The following is an 18,132-nucleotide window of genomic DNA, read 5'->3' on the forward strand; positions in this document are numbered from 1 at the left end:
GCCAGTCAGCTTAACTGACTGGCATTAGGCATTACGCCCGTTTTTAAATGTAAACCTACTGGTTTATTGCTTTATTTAGCTAACTTCATTAGAAGCGTGTTCAAGTTCTGTACAAAACTAGATGGGTCTTTCAAGCTACCCTGTTCTGACAATGCAGCTTGATCAAACAATACGCCTACCCACTGATTAAACAGCTCTTCATCTTGGGTATCTGCCAGCAGCTTCACCAAGCTATGCTCAGGGTTAAGTTCAAAGTGATACTTCACGTCTGGCACGGTCTGCCCTGCTGCCTGCATAAGCTTCATCATTTGCGTAGTCATGCCATTGTCATCTGCTACAATCACCGCAGGTGAATCTGTTAAGCGATGGGTAAATTTAACGTCTACGACCTTATCACCAAGTGCAGTTTTAGCTCGCTCAAGAACACCTTCAACTTGCTTTTCTGCTTCTTCTTGCGCCTTCTTAGACTCTTCGTCTTCTAAGTCTCCTAAATCTAAGTTTCCTTTCGCAATTGAGACAAACTGCTTCTCGTTAAACTCAGTAAGGTGAGACATTAACCATTCGTCAATGCGTTCGCCCATTAGCAGAACTTCGATCCCCTTCTTGCGGAAAATCTCAAGGTGAGGACTAGACTTGGCAGCTTGCAGGCTATCTGCTGTCACATAATAAATCTTATCCTGGCCTTCTTTCATTCGCTCAATATAGTCAGCTAATGATACGGTTTGTGCATCAGACTCACCGTGTGTAGAAGAGAAGCGTAACAAGCCAGCAATTTTCTCGCGGTTACTGAAATCTTCAGCAGGCCCTTCTTTTAACACGTTGCCGAATTCATTCCAGAACGACTGATATTTTTCATTGTCGTTCTTCGCCATTTTTTCAAGCATCTGTAATACGCGCTTAGTACAACCTTGGCGTAGCGCTTGCGTTATCTTATTGTCCTGTAGAATTTCACGAGACACGTTAAGCGGAAGATCATTGCTGTCTAGCAAACCTTTAACAAAACGTAGATAAGTAGGCATGAACTGTTCGGCGTCGTCCATAATGAAAACGCGTTGAACGTAAAGCTTAAGACCATGACTTTGGTCGCGATTCCACATATCAAATGGCGCTTTAGAAGGGATATACAATAAACTTGTATACTCTGTTTTACCCTCTACTTTGTTATGCGCCCATGCAAGCGGATCAGCAAAGTCATGAGAAATATGCTTGTAGAATTCGTTATACTCATCGTCAGAGATCTCTGACTTTTCACGAGTCCAAAGAGCGGTGGCTTTGTTTACAACTTCCCATTCACCAGGCTGGCCTTCAATTTTTTCGCCATCAGGGCCTTCACTTTCAGGCACTTCATCTTTCCACATCTGCACAGGGATACTGATGTGATCAGAATACTTACTTACGATAGAGCGTAAACGCCATGCATCAGCAAATTCTTTTTCGTCTTCGCGTAGGTGAAGCGTAATCTCGGTGCCACGTGTAGGCTTGTTGATTTCAGCAATAGTGAATTCACCTTCACCGTCTGAAATCCACTCAACACCTTGCGATGCATCTGCACCAGCAGCACGGGTTCGCACCGTTACTTTGTCAGCTACGATGAACGCAGAGTAAAAGCCAACACCGAACTGGCCAATTAGTTGTGAGTCTTTAGCGCTATCGCCAGAAAGTTTGCTAAAGAAGTCTTTAGTGCCTGACTTAGCAATTGTACCCAAGTTCGCAATGACTTCATCGCGAGTCATACCAATACCGTTATCGGTAATGGTGACGGTATTTGCTTCTTTATCGACGCTAAGCTTTACGTTTAACTCGCCATCGTTTTCGTAAAGACTGTCATTTTCTAGCGCACGAAAGCGTAACTTATCCGCAGCATCTGCCGCGTTTGACACTAACTCACGTAGAAAAATTTCTTTGTTTGAATACAAAGAGTGAATCATCAGATGAAGAAGCTGTTTTACTTCTGTTTGAAAACCGTGGGTTTCTTTTTGGGCTGCTTCAGCCATAATCCAATATCTCCTCGTTGAATGGATCACGTTTGATGTTAAACAGGTAAGGTCGCTCAACGCACTTTTCAACGTTTAGAACGAAAATTTATTTTTTATAAGGAGATTTATCTTCAATAAAGTTTGATGTTGAGTATTTTGTGGGCGAGCGATAAGAGAGAACGTGACGTAGGCCCGCCAGATGCGGACCCACGTTGAGTGTTTTAATTACTAAGAATGGGTATACCCCAATTTACAGTACTATAGTTTGCGGCGACCCGAAAATGCGTGGGTGAGAGTATTACCATCAATATACTCGAGCTCTCCCCCAACCGGCACGCCGTGGGCAATTCGAGACGCATCAACGTTATGGCTTGCACAAAGTTGAGCGATATAATGTGCCGTGGCCTCCCCCTCTACAGTCGGGTTTGTGGCGAGGATAACTTCATTTATCCCACCTGCGGCAAGACGAGCCTCAAGCTCAGTAAGACCAATTTCTTCTGGCCCAACGCCGTCAATAGGAGACAAATGACCCATAAGCACAAAATACTGCCCCTTGTAACTTAAGGTTTGTTCGATTGCTAGTACGTCTTGTGGGCTTTCAACAATACATAACAAGCCACTTGCTTCTCTTTCAGGGTGACGACAAATGTCACATAGCTCGTCTTCAGTAAATGTTCTGCAGCGCTTACAATGATGAATATGCTCCATGGCATTGTGTAATACGTTGCTTAAATCAATTGCCCCAGTACGATTACGCTCTAATAGGTGGAATGCCATACGCTGAGCGCTCTTGTTGCCAACGCCGGGTAGGCACGTTAACGCCTGAATTAATTCTGAGAGTAGCGGACTGAACTTCATAGTATTTACTGCTTTGGTGCTTTTTCTTTTTGATTCGAGCTTTCACGGTATTTAATCACGTTCCGCTTTGCTTGGTCGAGCTTAACTTCATAAATGTTGCCCCCAAACAACCCCTTGTACTCTTCATCGGTGAAAACCAGCGTGTTGTCGTCATAAAACGTTACTGCCTCTTTTTGTGTAACTACGCCTAAATCAATACGCGACACATCGCCACTGAAGAAGTTATCGCCTTCAAAATTTTCAAATAACCACAGGCTTGTTGAATCTAACAGCACCAGTTTAGTCCTATCAGGGCTTATTGCAGCCGATGTGATCCAGCATAACTTTTCAAGGGTGGTACAGGTTTTAAATTCGCCGATGAACTGTGCGTCAAAGTTCGCGGCATGGTCCCCCACCTTATACAACTTGGTGATGCCATCGAAGGGTTTTGTTCTATTTTTTGTAAACAGGTAGAGGTTACGCTTGTACTCTACGAACGCTTCCAAATCGTAGTTCTTGTCTTTCGGTTTTACTTTTCCTTTTCCCATTTCTGGGTAAGTAAACTTAATGATTTCTGCTTCTGTGGTATCGGTTTTTATGTCAATGGGGTTTTCAATTTTGTAAATCGTTAACCAGCGTCGCTTGTTGTCATTGTTACCGAAGTCTCCCAAAAAGAAATGACCGAAACTGTTTTGTGTCATGTCTTCCCAGTCGACGTTTTTGGCATTTGTAACTGTAACTTCCCTCTCAATAGTTCCATCTTTATTGAGCATATAAAGGATAGGTCCATCGCCACTGTCGTTAATGGCCCAAAGCCTTTTGTATTTATCGTATTCTATACCTGAAATTTCCTTAAGCTTCGGGTCGACCGTTACTGTTTTCATTTTAAACAGGTCGTAAATACTCATAAAAAACAACACGGTTGCGATGGGTAGTAAAATAACCGTGGTGATAACTAAGCCTTTCCTTAGCACTACTAAAACCTCTATTTTAACGAGTTAACTTTCGCGTTTAGCGATTAACTGAACACGTTGAGTTTTCTGAAAGATAAAAAACGCAATGATACAACCTTCATTCAACTATTTGGGACACTTTTTCTACGGAACAACGGTTAAATGAGATTTTACTGTTAATGTCGATGAGTTGGGCATGCGCTCAATATTTGTAAGCTGTGTATCAGCCCATAATTATCAACGTATCGGGCTGAAAACAAGCCTAACCTTTATCAGTAAGCAGACGTTGACGTCCATCTTTATTGGATACGGTTTCATCGTGCTTTATGAATTGTTCAATGATTGACTGTTCATGGTCAGTAAATGCAGTTTCAAAATTCTGATGGCCAACGCTCACTGTAGCTTTTTGCCCATTTGCTAACTTTTCGTTAGCCAGCGCTAACTGACTAATGAATTCATTTAACGATATCCGATTGTATGTAAAGGTCCCAGGCTTGCTCAATGATGCAGGTGTGAGTAAGTCATCATGCTCAAGCATAAAGGCGTGTTTGAACTATTGGTAAAAATACTTACTTAGAGCTCATAGCACGTTAGATTTTACGTGCGTATACCGACCCCCCAAACGGTAATGATAACTATTATCACACCATAAAGTGTGCGAGAATGGCAGCATGGCTGATGACTAAGTAAGTAGGAAAACGAATGCGAAATCTCATAAACGCAACCGTGACCCAAGTTTACCATTGGAATGACACTCTGTTTAGTTTCAAAACAACGAGAGAATCATCTTTTCGTTTTGAAAGTGGTCAATTCGTTATGATTGGTCTTGAAGTAGATGGTAGGCCACTGATGAGGGCCTACAGCATCGCAAGCCCAAATTATGATGAGGAATTGGAATTTCTTAGTATTAAAGTGCCAGATGGTGCGCTTACTTCTCGCCTTCAAAATATAGAACCTGGTGACCAGGTAATGATTAATGTTAGGCCTACAGGTACGCTCGTGCCTGGTTTCTTGTTACCCGGAAAACATCTTTATTTGCTCAGCACTGGTACAGGTCTAGCACCATTTATGAGTATTATCAGAGATCCTTTCATTTATGAAAGCTTTGAAAAAATCATATTAGTTCACGGAACGCGGTGGCGTCCTGAACTTGCCTATCAAAACGAAATTGAGCACCAACTTCCTAACAACCCTTATTTCGGTGACGAAGTGCGTGAGAAACTCATTTACTATCCTACTGTTACGAGAGAAAGTTATGAGAAAAATGGTATCGCTCACGAAGGACGGATAACGCAGTTAATTGAAAGCGGAAAGTTGCTGGATGATATCGGTATGCCTGAATTAGACATTGAAAATGACAGGTTCATGCTATGTGGCAACGACAACATGCTACAAGATCTTATGTCTATGCTAGACGACAAGGGCTTCTCGAAAGCTAACTCGCGTCGTCAGGGGCATTATGTAATTGAACAAGCATTTATAGAAAAGTAATGCGCAACGCATTTGCCTGACCATCGGCAAAATTTTAAATTTTCAATAAAAATCGCCGGCATGTTGCCGGCGATTTTATATGATTTCACTCGCAAAATACTTGCAAGCTGTATCGCTTCTAGCTTTACATAATTATTTAAAACGGCATTTTGAAGCCAGGTGGTAATGGCATTCCGCCAGTTACATCACCCATCTTCTCTTTGCTAGTTTCTTGAACTCGACGTACCGCGTCGTTAAATGCTGCAGCAACCAAATCTTCAACCATATCTTTGTCGTCGTCCATCAATGACTCATCAATGTCTACACGACGCACGTTGTGGTTGCACGTCATGGTTACTTTAACCATGCCTGCACCCGCTTCACCTGTTACTTCAATTTTGGCTAGGTCGTCTTGTGCTTTTTGCATGCGCTCTTGCATTTGCTGCGCCTGCTTCATGATATTGCCCATTCCACCTTTAAACATAATTTTTGTCTCGCTTCGTTTTGGTGTTAATAATTCTGCTATCGCGCTTTAACCGAATCGGTTAGCACTGACGCATCGAAAGTCGATAGCAATGCTTGAATTGTATCGTCGGTTTTAATCACCGAGTGTGCATGCGCATGGCGCATGGCATGAATCTCTTGTTGTAACGCAAAAGGTGTAGATGCTGGTTCACCTAACGTGATATTTACTTCAACGTTTTCACCCAACCCATGATGGATTGCATCAACCAATTGCTTTCTCGCACTATCATTTAATAAATGCGTCTGACTGTGGTCAATTTCAAGGGAGACTTGATTACCCGCTCGAGAAAATGATGCGTGCAGCACCAACTGTTTGAGTAGACCAGCAACTGGCATTTGCTCAACTAGATTGCTCCATTCGTCAATTTGGCTAGCGTGAGTTAATTTGCTTCCGTCATTTAAGTACGCCTTTAACTGCCCGTCATAGGTACTGCTCAGCGGCGTATCAAAATTTAGAGCATCCCGCGCAAAAGACCGATCTCCCGCACTTTCCATCTGCTCAGGGGCACTGTCGTAATTCGAACTGCTATCAGAGGGCGCTTCAACATAATCTGCACCTTCAACTAGTTGAGGCGGTTGATTATCGTAATCAGTAGCCCAAGGCGGCATATCCTCAACCGGTGTTTCCGAGTTTGATTGCGCCTCAGATTCGTCATTTGAAAAAGGCATATCCTCTTCAAATTCATCAAGCAAGAAGTCGCTCGTTTTGTTTGAGCTAGAATGACTCTTTTCTGACTCGCTAGTATGCATAGCATCAGAAGAATGCGCGAGAGTATTATCTAAGGACGAGCCTGAATTTGTACTTTCCAGTTGAGGAGTGTCACCGCGCGCAACACTATTATCTTTATGTTCTGAGCCGCTATCTATACGCTCCGGGCTGCTCTCTTTAAGCTCTGGGCTATTATTTAGAAGCTCAGGGATACTATTTAGAAGCTCAGGGCTGTGATCTTGCAGTTCACGGCTGTCTTCATGCCCAACGGGGTTTAAATCACCACTCTTGATTTCGTTATCAGCACTAGGCTGCCCTGAACTGTTATCGTTACCCTTGTTAACTCCATGTGCAGTTTGTGCAGTACTCAAAGCCTCGGCTTTACTTCTGGTAAAGCGCGCTTGAATATCACTTGCACTTTCGGTCTTAGCATTTGCTGCGCTGGTACTTTTTGCCTCTGCGTCTTGTGCTTTTCTTTGCTTTAACTTTTGACGAAGTGCCAACATATCAGCCGTAGAAGTCAGCTGCTCTTCGGCGGTTAATGAGGACACTTCATTCTCGTGCGCCAACGACTCGCTGTTTTTGTCAGAGCCTTTAGCGTTATCAGAGCCTTCAGCGTTCTGAGAACCTTCATCATTATGCAAACCTTCAGCGTCATAAGAGCCCTCAGCGCTTTGAAAACCTTCAAAACCTAAGGAACCATCATCTTCTGACGGAGGTGGCATATCGTCCATGTACGCATCTAACGGAGGTCCATCGAAATATTGCGCTGCTTCGTTATGGGGAGCACTGACTTCACTTGGCGTTGGTTCAAGCTCTGCTGCAACGCTTTCTGTTTGTACCGCTTGTACCGCGGTGTTTTCTACGGGTAGTTCTTCAATAGACGAAGTTGGAGCTGGCTTTACGGATTCATCATCATGTGAAGCATCACGCTCAAGTGCAGTTGTTTGAGTCGAGGTTGCACCTGACTCTGCATGAGGTAGCGCCGACAGAGTATCACTTCCACTCAACTCGCTTTCATCAGCGGCCGCATTTTCCTGCTCTTGCTGTGATTCAAATGGAGACGTCGATTGTTCTTGCTGCTCTTTTTCGATTATTGATGTAGCAAGTGAGCCTGGGGTAGATGGCGCACTTTCTAACGACTGTTCAAAGGTAGATTCAACCGATAGATGTGAAGGCGTCTCCTCCTGCACCTTGGTTGCAGAAGTTTCGCTTAACGGCGCTTCCTCCTGCTTACCGACGTTTCCCGGGCCACCACTGGAAGAAGCATGTTCGACAGGTAAACTATGCTCACTCCTCCCGTTTTCAATTTCACTTGCCGTGTCGTTGATGGGGGTGTTTGGAGCAAACGACATCATTCGCATCAATGTCATTTCAAACGCACTTTTTCCATCAGCAGCAAACGGTAAGTCTTTTCTTCCTTGTAGCGCGATTTGATAAAGCAACTGCACTTGCTCTGCTGGAATAGTTTTCGCTAACTGAAATATCGCTTTAGCCGATGTGGTTTCTAGCTTACATGCTTCAGGCACCCATTGCGTTAACGCTATTTGGTGTAGCAGGCTAGCCAATTCGCTGTGTACGTTGTCATAATCGGGGGCTTGCTCTGCGATGTCATTGACCAACTGCAATACATCGGCAGGACTTTTACTTACTACCGCATGAACCACTTTAAGCAACTGGTTCTTGTCCATCAGCCCCAACATATCGGTTACCACCGATGCCAGCACTTGATTTCCACCCTGTGCAATCGCTTGGTCTGTTAAACTCAGCGCATCACGCATACTACCTTGGGCGGCTCTTGCCAAAAGCGCTAGCGCTTGTGGCTCGAAAGGTAGCTGTTCATGCTCTAAAATATGCTGCAGCTGTCCAACAATCTGCTCCCGAGACATTGCTTTCAAGTTAAACTGCAAGCAACGGGATAAGATGGTTATCGGAAGCTTTTGAGGATCGGTGGTCGCCAGTAAGAACTTAACATGTGGAGGTGGCTCTTCCAGCGTTTTTAACAGCGCATTAAAGCTGTGTTTTGAAAGCATGTGTACCTCATCGATAAGGTACACTTTGTAACGCCCGCGAGTGGGTTTGTATTGCACGTTATCAAGAAGCTCGCGAGTATCCTCAACTTTGGTTCTTGATGCAGCGTCAATCTCTAACAAATCAACGTAGTTCCCCTGCTCTATCTCTTTACAGGTGTTACATTGACCGCAAGGGTTTGCCCCTTGTCCTTCTTCGCAGTTAAGGCTTTTCGAAAAAATACGTGCAATGGTAGTTTTACCTACGCCTCGCGTTCCTGTAAACAGATAAGCGTGGTGTAGACGATCGTTATCCAAAGCATTTGAAATGGCAGAGACTACATGTTCCTGACCCACAAGTTCACTGAACTTGCCCGGCCGCCACTTCCTTGCTAGTACCTGATAACTCATTATTACGTATTTCGCCTTTTGCTAGTTATGCTTTATAGCGATTATTCGCCTTCAAACTCACAAATAGAGTAGCTTTCTATATCAAGCGTACTCAATTTCTCTTTGCCGCCTAGGTCAGGTAAATTAATCACAAAACCCGCGTGATTTACTTCACCGCCTAGTGAACGAATTAGCTTGGCAGAAGCGGCTATCGTTCCGCCTGTTGCAAGTAAATCATCGATAAGAAGGACTTTATCACCTGGCTCAATGGCATCTTTATGGATTTCCAATGTATCCATGCCATATTCAAGCTCGTAGCTCTCGCTAACTACTTCACGAGGAAGTTTATTGGGCTTTCTCACTGGAACAAAACCAATGCCCATTTCGATGGCCAATGGCGCACCAAAAAGGAACCCGCGTGCTTCAGTACCTGCTATCTTGGTAAATCCCATACCTTGATACTTTTCTACAAGTAACGAGATACAGCTACTGAATGCTTTGTGATCTTCTAAAACGCTGGTCACATCTCTAAATAAAATACCTGGCTTTGGATAGTCAGGTACGGTTTTCACTACTGATTTAATATATTCTGCAGTCACAATTATGCCTTGAATGTCTGCGTTATAACCAGAAGGTGAACCAGCCGGCGATGATATGCATCAACGGGAACGCGATTAGAGTTACTAGCGATGCTAGAAAGTACCACTTGTTATAGACTTCTTTGAAATCTGAATTGTCAGCCATTTGCACTACCTAAACAATTTTGTGAACAAAAAAATGGTGCTAAATGTTAATCGAAAGCAAGCCCGATTGACAGCGCTAATATGATCGATCGCTCACTTTCAGACCAGATCATGGCGAAAGTTTAATATAAAGCAGGTAAATAGTAATGGTTACTTAGGATACTGGAAGCAGTATTCCCTTTTGTAACATGTCAGTGAGAGTCTGGTTCATACCATTTATGAGCACGTTTGAAGGAATTTGGGGAAGTTGCTGGCACAACGACTCAGCTAATTGTTCTACATCCATTCCTTGCTCATTTTGTTCCAGCGTATTTACTAAAATAGCCGTAACCGGATTTACGTGGGCAAATTGCACGTCAAAATCCCGGTCTCTGTAAACAACGTAGAACTGCTGTTCTTGGGCTGTTTGCTCGGGAATGTAGTCCTCGCCTATTAGGTGAACTTCAAATTGGTACGCTGCCAAAGATGCGTACGGTGACACCCTAATTGCGGTAAAATTTTCTCCTTCTTGATAGAATTCAACGTTGTCTTCGTTTTTTCTAATACTGACGTCAAGCTCAAGCCACTCATAGTGAGCAAGCTCCGCAGCAAAGTCGGGCAGAGTAATATCGAAGGTTGGCTCTGTTGAAAGGTACTCAACGAACTCTTTACTTATTTCAGCAAAATAAGGAGAGCGGCATTCGTGCTCAATAAAAAACTGCCGCACAATGCTCTCCCACCCTTTCTCACCATACTGTTTTACTATGATGGATTTTAGAACCGGAAACCCGGTGCTGACGAAGTTGTCGATGTTATTAAAAAACAGGGATTGATAGATTTTCATCCGACGAGCGTGATCGGCATCGGTACCGCAATATGTTTGGGGATCTTTGATCGCATCAACGAACGTTTTCTGGGTGGTTTGGAATGACTGGGTCACGCGACACTTCCTTTAACCTTTGACGCTATTGCAACTTCGCATCTCGTTTGAATTTGCTTAATTCTCTTCACTTCCGCCAACAATTCGTTTAAGGGGGGAATATTAAAGTCACGCTCTAACAATGTAGGAAATACGCCATGTGTGAGGTAAGCGTATTCCAATAGTTCCCAGACTGGTTCAATGACATCTGCCCCATGTGTATCAACTTTTAAATCTTCAGCTTCATCATAATGACCTGCAATATGTCCATATACAATTTTGTCTGAGGGCAACCCCTTAATAAAAGCCTTTGCATCATATTTGTGGTTAATACTGTTCACGTAAACATTGTTTACATCGAGCAGCATCTGACACCCAGATTCATGTAAGATACTAGAAGTGAATTCTAGCTCGTCCATCTCTTGGCCAGGCGCAAGGTAATAAGAGACATTTTCTAAAACCAGTGGCCGTTCAATAATATCTTGAACTTGGACAATTCGAGAAACTACGTGCTTAATTGCGTCTTCAGTAAAGGGAATTGGCATCAGGTCATACATATGACCATTGCCGGAACAAAAGCTTAAGTGCTCACTGTAAAGTGCAATGTCATTTGCGTCCAAGAATCGCTTAACGGTTTTTACAAATTCAACATCTAGTTTGTCGCTACTTCCGATAGACAAAGATAAACCATGAGTAGTAAAGGGAGATTGCGAAGACGCTTGCTGAAATTGTTTTTGGTACTTTCCACCAAGGGGGACCCAATTTTCGGGCGCAACTTCCCAAAAATCCACCTCAGATGGAAGCGTAGGTAACAACTCTTTTAGCATTTCTCGACGAAATCCCAAACCTGCGCCATAGATGTTTTTCATATCTTCCCCTTTTACCGCATGGGATTGCAAAATAGCAACGCACGTTATCAGACAAAAATGGCCATCATTCGACAGCCATTTTTTGCTAAGCGTACCTCTCATAGCGATACATTATTCAATTTCACGCTACAAGATGTTATTTGAATGGCAATTACATGCTACCGCATTTACCTTCGCCGCACTTGCCTTCTTTACCAGCTTTCTTGTCGCCACCACATTTGCCTTCGCCACACTTACCCTCTTTGTCGGCTTTCTTGTCGCCGCCGCATTTGCCTTCGCCACACTTTCCTTCTTTGTGAGCTTTCTTGTCGCCGCCACATTTGCCTTCGCCGCACTTACCTTCTTTTTCGGCCTTTTTGTCGCCGCCGCATTTGCCTTCGCCGCACTTACCTTCTTTCTCAGCTTTATCGCCGCCACATTTGCCTTCTGCTGCGAACTGACTATAGCCCGACTCTAGTGCTTGCATACCAAATGGGTTTACGTCTGCTACTGCAACTGTTGACGCCAAAGAGCCAATTACAACTGCACCTAATGCTGTCGCTACTGATGATTTTTTGATTTGTTTCATTGATGTACCCTCAATAATATTAGTCATGTTTGACGTACAGTAAGCACGTATACATTAAAAGACCCTTTGGACTTAAAGGATATTTCACAAAAATAGATTTTTTTACAATCAATTTTTATGACCTTGATATTAAAAGGCTTTATATTAACAAAAATGCATTCCTACATGTTAGCTTTAAGTTAATAGGAAAAGTTAAGTACAGCAATTTCAAAAAGTACAGGGTAGATACGGTGAAGCAACAATTTTATCTGGGTCAATGGCAGGTCGATGTAACCAGCAATACGTTGTCTTTGGGCAAGCTCAAAAGAAATTTAGAGCCCAAGACCATGGATGTATTACTGCTTCTGTGCCAGCACCAGGGTCAAGTTGTCTCTTCCGAAGAAATCGTTGCTCAATGCTGGCCCAAATCAATGGTCGGCGATAACCCTGTACATAAAGCTATCACCAACCTACGTCGAGCATTGGGCGATAAAGCGTCATCGCCTGAGTATATTGAAACTATAAGGAAACGCGGTTACCGAATTGTTGCTGACGTTCAATTTTTAGGTGACGAAAGAGCGAAGTCGACCAACTCTAAATGGAAAAGTGCTTCGCCGTATGTTGGCCTTAGCGCGTTCTCTGCTAACGAAAGTCAAGTTTACTTCGGCAGGGATACTTTAATCAGAGAGTTAGTCTCCCGTACTGCCGAGCTTTTCAATCGAAACCGGCCTTTTATGATGGTGCTTGGCTCAAGTGGATCTGGGAAAAGTTCACTTGTTCACGCGGGATTTTTACCCAAATTGCTCGATAAACAGGGCATAAATGGGCTATATGCACATAACTTTTTGAGTATTGATCTTGCCGATATAAATACTAACGCCAGCCCGTTTGCAATTGTAGACGAGATTGCTGCTCATATGCTGGATTGGGGAAGTGACGAATTAGGTATATTTGAAGGTTATAGTGCATCCCTTCTCGCAGACAAACTACTGACTTCACCGCAGTCAGTGGTTGATATAGTCAAGCGTTTTTGTGAAGAGCACGAGCTACAGACAATAAGCGCCTATTCTTTCTATGCTGTCATTATAGACCGACTAGAAGTATTTCTTGCTGATACAAAAATAGAAGACAAAGACAACGGGCTGTATTCACACTTTTGGAAACGCTGAGTCAGAGCAACCTCTTTCTTGTTGTCCTAATCAGCAGAAACGACTTCTACCCGCTTATTTCCAATTTCGAAGTCTTGATGAAAAATAAGTCCCGCGGGGCTCATTTGGACATTGCACCACCTTCGTTAAGCGAGCTTGGACAAATAATCAAACTTCCTGCTTTGGCGGCAGAGCTGCAGTGGGAACATGACGGGACTACAAACGCCACACTCGACGATGTTATTCTGTCTGATGCAAGCTTAGAACCGAATTGCCTTCCTCTTCTACAATACACACTCCAAGAGCTTTACTTACAACGCGACGGTAATTTACTTAAACGGGATACATATTACGCGCTAGGAAAAATCGATGGGGCCATCGGCCACAAAGCCGAGTCAACCTACTCCCAAATGCCTGTATCAGTGCAAAATGCGTTTAACACGGTACTTCCTCTTATTGTTAACTTGTCTGGAATAGACAATACGATGACAAGTAAAACAGCGAGTTGGGATGAGCTAAAAGGCGATGATGAGCGTCGGTTCGTTGAGCTCATGGTAGAACAGCGCCTTTTCGTTTCATTTTTAAATCAAGGGCAAGCCAGTTTCAAGGTTGCGCACGAGGCAGTGTTAAGAAAATGGGAGCGGGTTCAGCAATGGATAGCGCAGCACAAAAATACACTTTCAATTAGGGCAGCCCTTTATGAACAGGCAAAAACATGGGCAGAGAATGATAAAGATGACGCCTATCTTCTTCAATCAGGAAAGCCGCTTCTAGATGCCTCTGCACTTCTTGATGCGAAATACATCCGTCTATCGAATGCAGAGCGGGAGCTTATTCATCAAAGTCAGCGTAAATTCAGAAGGAAAAGCCTCTTTAAAGCGTTTACTGCTGCACTGTTGGCCGCACTATCTGTTATTTCTTTTGCTGCAATGCTGCACAGCAACCATTCTCAAGCCTTAGCTGAACGTAAGCGATTGGAGGCCGAAAACCTAATGGGGTTTATGATCGGCGATTTTGCCGATAAGCTTCGAAGCGTAAAACGCATGGATTTGCTAGAAGGTATTAGTGAACAGGCGCTTAAATACGTCACCCAAGCTCAAGAAAGTCAAACGGGATGGATTGGCTCATCAACACCGAAGCCTAGTTTTGAGCTTCGCTTCCAACATGCTCTGTCTTTGCAAGCAATGGCTGAAGTGCGGTTTTACCGCGATGATGCCGTGACTGCCCAGCTATTATATAAAGAAGCCGATAAACGATTGGGGGCATTACTTGAGGAGCAGCCCGACAACTTCAAACTATTATTAGCTGCAGGCGCTAATGCATTTTGGTTGGGAGACATTGAATTAAGAAACTATAATTTTGCGCTGGCGGATGAGCAGTTTAATCGTTATTTACGCTTTAGCGAGGAAATGCTGAAGGTATCCGCCAACAATCCGGATGCTTTGCTAGAACTGAGTTATGCAACTAATTCGATTGGTAGTGTCGCCTTTCGTCAACAAGATTTTGACAAAGCTCTTTCGTTTTTCGAATCATCGCTGACTTATAAGCAACAACTTTTTGAAAAGTCAGAGTCACCCATTATTACCGCATCCGCCGTTGCAGATACTTATTCTTGGATCGCGTCTACACAAATACACAAGGGCCGAATTCACGAAGCGCAATTAACCTTTGCGAAAGCAGAAGCCATTTTAGAGAAAAGCCTAGCTAACTACTCAGGGAATGCAGAGATAATTGAAACACTTAGTTTAATTAAAATGAATGCAGCAAAGAGTAGCCAATTTACTGAAGACCTTAATACTTCCATTGAACATTTAAATGATGCTAAAAAATTGTTGATCCAATTACTTGAGCAAGACCCTGCAAACAGTTCATGGCAATCATACTATAAACATGCCAGGGCGTTGCTGGACTATCACAGATCACTAAACGCAATCTCTGCATTACACAATCATAATGTAAAACAAGATATCACTATTGATGAACTGCTAAGAGATGGTGCACGCCTCTCTTCGAAAATTTACGCAGTCCTCTCTTACCAATATCGTCAGGAATGGCAAATCAGTAGAAATTTGCTAGCTCAAATAAATATAGAGCACGCCATTGAAGAGAATTTAAACAAGAATATTAAAGCAAAATTTATAAATGTTAGGGAATTAGAAAACTATGTCCTATACCAAATTGCTAGTATTCGCCAAACGCACAACGATGCGGGAAAAAATATCGATATAGTTCAAAAGGAATGTGAAACACTGTTTTCACTTACCAACTCGGTAGTCAACGTAAGTAAACACCCTTTGTTCTTACAAGCCCATGTATTCGCGGGATACTGTTTAAATAAACAAACAGCAGTAGCCAAACATCGTAGGCAACTCGCTCATATGAACGTACCAATGCCACTTTATTTCACCAACATCAATAAGGAACTAATAAATGACAACACCTCCGAACTATGACTACAGCGTTTCCGTTGACGCAGAAGGAGTCTTTACCATTATACCGGAGGGCGGTGCGCCAGAGTCGCCCATTACCGTTACTGTGCCGAATACGACTATTACTTATACTCTTACCTCAGATACCCCAGCTGCCATGGTGTTTTTAAACCCCGAAATCACGAATGATCCTGAAGGGGATTTAACTTGGGAATTTAAGGATTCGGGTAGGTGCATTGTTATTACTGACTCAGACGCCGACGAAGAAAACGCTATTTGCGTAAAACTAGTTACCGGATTTATTAGCCCAGACCCTCAAGTAAAAAACGAGCCTGTTTAAAGAGATAGATTTTAGGATATCTATCAAAGTGATTTTTACTCCACAAGATATGACGTCTAGGTATTTTTTCGGCGCGCTTATCTTTATCTGAAAAAGCACGTAGCAAGTACATTTTCACGAACAGTTCGTGCTTGCTACTATCGTTCAGACTCTCCCTCTCACGCACTAACTAAACGCTTAACATCAACTTCATGCCTAAAATTGAGTGTTTTTTCTGATAGTGTAAACCTCCCCTAAAATAGCTCCATCATTTTGATCTAGAGGAAACATATTTGGTCCCTGCCACGAGATTTAGCTTGATACAAAAGCGTATCAGCCGCCTGCAATAGCGATGTTGTGTTCTCGTAGCGATGATTTTCATTGGTTGCTACTCCCATACTAACGGTGAGTTTTTTGTTCGACACGAGTACAAAGTGTCTGGCGCTCAGTTGGGCAAGGTGCCGCTTTATTCGTATAGCCAACAGTTGAGCGGTTTGTGAAGAGCAATTGGGTAAAATAATCGCAAACTCCTCTCCACCATATCGTGCTGCCAAGGTGTCACGGTTAGGCATACTCAAACTCAGAAGTTCACCAATACGTTTTAAACAACGATCGCCAGCGATATGACCATACTCGTCGTTAAAAGCTTTAAAGTGGTCTATGTCGATTAAAATGACGCTTAACGGCAGCCCCTCACTACTACATTTAACCCATTGGCCGCTTAAGTAGTCAGAGAATTTGTGACGATTTGCTAACCCTGTTAAAAAGTCAGTTTCAGCCTTTCTTTTCAATGCAGCGTACTGAGCTTTATGCAGCGTCAGGTCACGTAGTATGCAAAAGAATAAAGAGTTGCTAGACGATAGCTCTTCGGGCAACGAAGAGACTGAGATTTCTACGCTAATATCTCGGTGTGTGTGGCTTCTTTGTGTAAGAGAAACTTCGAATGGTGGCGTTTCTAAAACATTTTGCGCCGCGTTATCTAAACACTGAATGACATGGCTTTGTATTTGGCCCGTTTTATCGTTTACGAAATTAAGCAGGTTTTCACTCAATAGCGCTTCCCGAGACAACCCTAAGAGTGAGGAAGCATTGGTATTAACCATTTCGATTGTACCGTTGCTGTCCACAACGACTATTGCCTCGTTAATGAAATTAATCATTCTTGCAAGAGAACTGTCTTTGTAAAAATTGAACAGTCCGAGGTGGGGAGTTGCCGATTTATTTTTACTTAACATTGATGTATGCATTCCATTATACCGCCCTAAAGGCCCTGAATTGCATACAAGATTACGCCGATATCACTAAGCTAACCTTCCGAACACCTTCTTTTTTAACCCGTTGTTTTTATGAAGATTATTTATATCTGGAAGATTCTAGAAAGGTTAATTTTTCGTGATTCGATAGGATTCTATAACTGTCGAATTTTGATTTTGGCTAGTAGCTAAGCTTAGACTGTCTATTAGTTCATCTCTGTAAACACTATAATTCGAGACTGCGAAATAAGAAGGAACTGTTAACCTTTCCGACGCTACTACGTCAGTTAATCGACTGCCGAAACTTTCTATATAGAAGAGATAAGGCTGTTTGTAACTAATTAGGTGGGAAGTTCTTCCCACGTCAAAAAGGTGAATCGCTTCACTACTTGTGGCCATATCGAAGAACACAAAACCTTCTTTTATTAGTGCCTGACGAATGCCTAGATAGTCATAACCGCGAATAGCCGAGACCGATTTAACATCGCTGAGGCTGTTGTTTTGCATTAGTACAATAGATAAGTTTACGAACGGGTTTTCGATGAATGTAACGTTATTGTCTAGTGCAGAAGTTCCTCTAACATTAATTGTTAGATCTACTTTTCCCGTTTTCACTCGTTCGAATAACCGAGCTGGAGGCATGCACTCTACTGACACTTTATAGTTTAATTTTGTAAGGAGAGCCAAAGACGCATCTATTGCTTCACCGTGGCAGCGGGGTGATTTGGGATCTTTTATCACTAGTGGAGGAAATTCAACAACACCCAGTGTAATGGAAGGCTTCAGCTTCACATTCTCTTGTGAACTTGCGCTACACATCCAGAAAAACAAAATTAGGCAACACCCACGAACTACGTTAGATCTCACAACTCTACCACTTCATTTACGTCTTAAATTATTTATATAGGATTTATTAAATCAATTATAGAACGAACGCACAAATTTAAAGACTTCCTCAGTTAAAATATGCTTACAGAACAACTAACCTAAAGCCCCACACAAACAATAGGGTCAGAGTCTGAGGTATCCCCACAAATAATAGAACGATATCAGTGAG

At 42.9% G+C, this 18,132-nt stretch carries 17 protein-coding genes; 4 read left to right on the top strand and 13 right to left on the bottom strand.

Translation table 11 applies throughout. From position 1 onward, the window contains the following. Positions 1-71 precede the first annotated feature (71 nt). The 4 genes from htpG to ACX5KA_RS02350 all read right to left on the bottom strand — a co-directional run bounded on the left by htpG (position 72) and on the right by ACX5KA_RS02350 (position 4,304). Positions 72-1,994, bottom strand: a complete 1,923-nt coding sequence (gene htpG, locus ACX5KA_RS02335; RefSeq protein WP_371342272.1) for a molecular chaperone HtpG — start codon at positions 1,992-1,994, stop codon at positions 72-74. Between the two features lie 240 nt (positions 1,995-2,234). Then, positions 2,235-2,834, bottom strand: a complete 600-nt coding sequence (recR, locus tag ACX5KA_RS02340) for a recombination mediator RecR (protein ID WP_014950045.1) — start codon at positions 2,832-2,834, stop codon at positions 2,235-2,237. A 5-nt stretch (positions 2,835-2,839) separates the two neighbouring features. Beyond that, entirely contained in the window at positions 2,840-3,787 is a 948-nt protein-coding gene (locus tag ACX5KA_RS02345) for a hypothetical protein (RefSeq protein WP_061095435.1), read from the bottom strand. A gap of 241 nt (positions 3,788-4,028) precedes the next feature. Then, on the bottom strand, positions 4,029-4,304 hold the full coding sequence (locus ACX5KA_RS02350; protein ID WP_458730311.1) for a hypothetical protein: 276 nt from the start codon (positions 4,302-4,304) through the stop codon (positions 4,029-4,031). Between the two features lie 164 nt (positions 4,305-4,468). On the opposite strand from ACX5KA_RS02350, the gene ACX5KA_RS02355 reads away from it, so the two are divergent. After that, a complete protein-coding gene (locus tag ACX5KA_RS02355) occupies positions 4,469-5,257 on the top strand; it encodes a ferredoxin--NADP reductase (protein WP_458730312.1) in 789 nt (262 codons plus the stop codon). Positions 5,258-5,393: 136 nt separating this feature from the next. On the opposite strand, the gene ACX5KA_RS02360 is transcribed toward ACX5KA_RS02355, so the two are convergent. The 7 genes from ACX5KA_RS02360 to ACX5KA_RS02390 form a co-directional block, all read right to left on the bottom strand. Then, a complete protein-coding gene (locus ACX5KA_RS02360) occupies positions 5,394-5,720 on the bottom strand; it encodes a YbaB/EbfC family nucleoid-associated protein (RefSeq protein ID WP_014950049.1) in 327 nt (108 codons plus the stop codon). Between the two features lie 38 nt (positions 5,721-5,758). Next, complete coding sequence (gene dnaX, locus ACX5KA_RS02365; RefSeq protein ID WP_458730313.1) at positions 5,759-8,890, bottom strand: DNA polymerase III subunit gamma/tau; 3,132 nt, start codon at positions 8,888-8,890, stop codon at positions 5,759-5,761. A gap of 41 nt (positions 8,891-8,931) precedes the next feature. Beyond that, entirely contained in the window at positions 8,932-9,468 is a 537-nt protein-coding gene (apt, locus tag ACX5KA_RS02370; protein ID WP_014998897.1) for an adenine phosphoribosyltransferase, read from the bottom strand. Between the two features lie 22 nt (positions 9,469-9,490). Beyond that, the gene (locus ACX5KA_RS02375; protein WP_256253717.1) at positions 9,491-9,613 is read right to left on the bottom strand and encodes a hypothetical protein; all 123 of its coding nucleotides are present in this window, start codon (positions 9,611-9,613) and stop codon (positions 9,491-9,493) included. 153 nt (positions 9,614-9,766) lie between these two features. Beyond that, positions 9,767-10,531 carry an HvfC family RiPP maturation protein gene (locus ACX5KA_RS02380; protein WP_458730314.1) on the bottom strand — a complete coding sequence of 255 codons (765 nt, stop codon included), beginning with the start codon at positions 10,529-10,531 and terminating at the stop codon, positions 9,767-9,769. Next, entirely contained in the window at positions 10,528-11,379 is an 852-nt protein-coding gene (locus ACX5KA_RS02385) for an HvfB family MNIO-type RiPP peptide maturase (RefSeq protein ID WP_458730315.1), read from the bottom strand. The genes ACX5KA_RS02380 and ACX5KA_RS02385 overlap by 4 nt, the downstream gene beginning before the upstream one ends. A 151-nt stretch (positions 11,380-11,530) precedes the next feature. Continuing rightward, a complete protein-coding gene (locus tag ACX5KA_RS02390) occupies positions 11,531-11,947 on the bottom strand; it encodes an HvfA family oxazolone/thioamide-modified RiPP metallophore (RefSeq protein WP_421713051.1) in 417 nt (138 codons plus the stop codon). A gap of 230 nt (positions 11,948-12,177) precedes the next feature. Here ACX5KA_RS02390 and ACX5KA_RS02395 point away from each other — a divergent pair, with 230 nt between their 5' ends. The 3 genes from ACX5KA_RS02395 to ACX5KA_RS02405 are packed head-to-tail and all read left to right on the top strand — an operon-like array spanning position 12,178 to position 15,843. Further along, positions 12,178-13,095 (top strand): winged helix-turn-helix domain-containing protein, encoded by a 918-nt coding sequence (locus ACX5KA_RS02395; RefSeq protein WP_458730316.1) that lies wholly within the window; start codon positions 12,178-12,180, stop codon positions 13,093-13,095. Beyond that, positions 13,083-15,527, top strand: coding sequence for a tetratricopeptide repeat protein (locus ACX5KA_RS02400; RefSeq protein WP_458730317.1), 2,445 nt, complete (start codon positions 13,083-13,085; stop codon positions 15,525-15,527). Before ACX5KA_RS02395 ends, ACX5KA_RS02400 begins: the two co-directional genes overlap by 13 nt. Then, complete coding sequence (locus tag ACX5KA_RS02405; protein ID WP_458730318.1) at positions 15,505-15,843, top strand: DP-EP family protein; 339 nt, start codon at positions 15,505-15,507, stop codon at positions 15,841-15,843. The genes ACX5KA_RS02400 and ACX5KA_RS02405 overlap by 23 nt, the downstream gene beginning before the upstream one ends. A 257-nt stretch (positions 15,844-16,100) precedes the next feature. On the opposite strand, the gene ACX5KA_RS02410 is transcribed toward ACX5KA_RS02405, so the two are convergent. Both ACX5KA_RS02410 and ACX5KA_RS02415 read right to left on the bottom strand, forming a co-directional pair. Continuing rightward, complete coding sequence (locus ACX5KA_RS02410) at positions 16,101-17,069, bottom strand: GGDEF domain-containing protein (RefSeq protein ID WP_458730319.1); 969 nt, start codon at positions 17,067-17,069, stop codon at positions 16,101-16,103. Between the two features lie 135 nt (positions 17,070-17,204). After that, on the bottom strand, positions 17,205-17,942 hold the full coding sequence (locus ACX5KA_RS02415; protein WP_458730320.1) for a hypothetical protein: 738 nt from the start codon (positions 17,940-17,942) through the stop codon (positions 17,205-17,207). Positions 17,943-18,132 lie beyond the last annotated feature (190 nt).

The sequence above is a fragment of the Alteromonas alvinellae genome (assembly GCF_902705805.1).

What these genes read in the sequence shown, in the direction of transcription:
- htpG (WP_371342272.1), bottom strand. Translation starts at nt 1,994, where the DNA reads ATGGCTGAAGCAGCCCAAAAAGAAACCCACGGTTTTCAAACAGAAGTA.
- recR (WP_014950045.1), bottom strand. Translation starts at nt 2,834, where the DNA reads ATGAAGTTCAGTCCGCTACTCTCAGAATTAATTCAGGCGTTAACGTGC.
- ACX5KA_RS02350 (WP_458730311.1), bottom strand. Translation starts at nt 4,304, where the DNA reads ATGCTTGAGCATGATGACTTACTCACACCTGCATCATTGAGCAAGCCT.
- ACX5KA_RS02355 (WP_458730312.1), top strand. Translation starts at nt 4,469, where the DNA reads ATGCGAAATCTCATAAACGCAACCGTGACCCAAGTTTACCATTGGAAT.
- ACX5KA_RS02360 (WP_014950049.1), bottom strand. Translation starts at nt 5,720, where the DNA reads ATGTTTAAAGGTGGAATGGGCAATATCATGAAGCAGGCGCAGCAAATG.
- dnaX (WP_458730313.1), bottom strand. Translation starts at nt 8,890, where the DNA reads ATGAGTTATCAGGTACTAGCAAGGAAGTGGCGGCCGGGCAAGTTCAGT.
- ACX5KA_RS02375 (WP_256253717.1), bottom strand. Translation starts at nt 9,613, where the DNA reads ATGGCTGACAATTCAGATTTCAAAGAAGTCTATAACAAGTGGTACTTT.
- ACX5KA_RS02385 (WP_458730315.1), bottom strand. Translation starts at nt 11,379, where the DNA reads ATGAAAAACATCTATGGCGCAGGTTTGGGATTTCGTCGAGAAATGCTA.
- ACX5KA_RS02390 (WP_421713051.1), bottom strand. Translation starts at nt 11,947, where the DNA reads ATGAAACAAATCAAAAAATCATCAGTAGCGACAGCATTAGGTGCAGTT.
- ACX5KA_RS02405 (WP_458730318.1), top strand. Translation starts at nt 15,505, where the DNA reads ATGACAACACCTCCGAACTATGACTACAGCGTTTCCGTTGACGCAGAA.
- ACX5KA_RS02410 (WP_458730319.1), bottom strand. Translation starts at nt 17,069, where the DNA reads ATGCATACATCAATGTTAAGTAAAAATAAATCGGCAACTCCCCACCTC.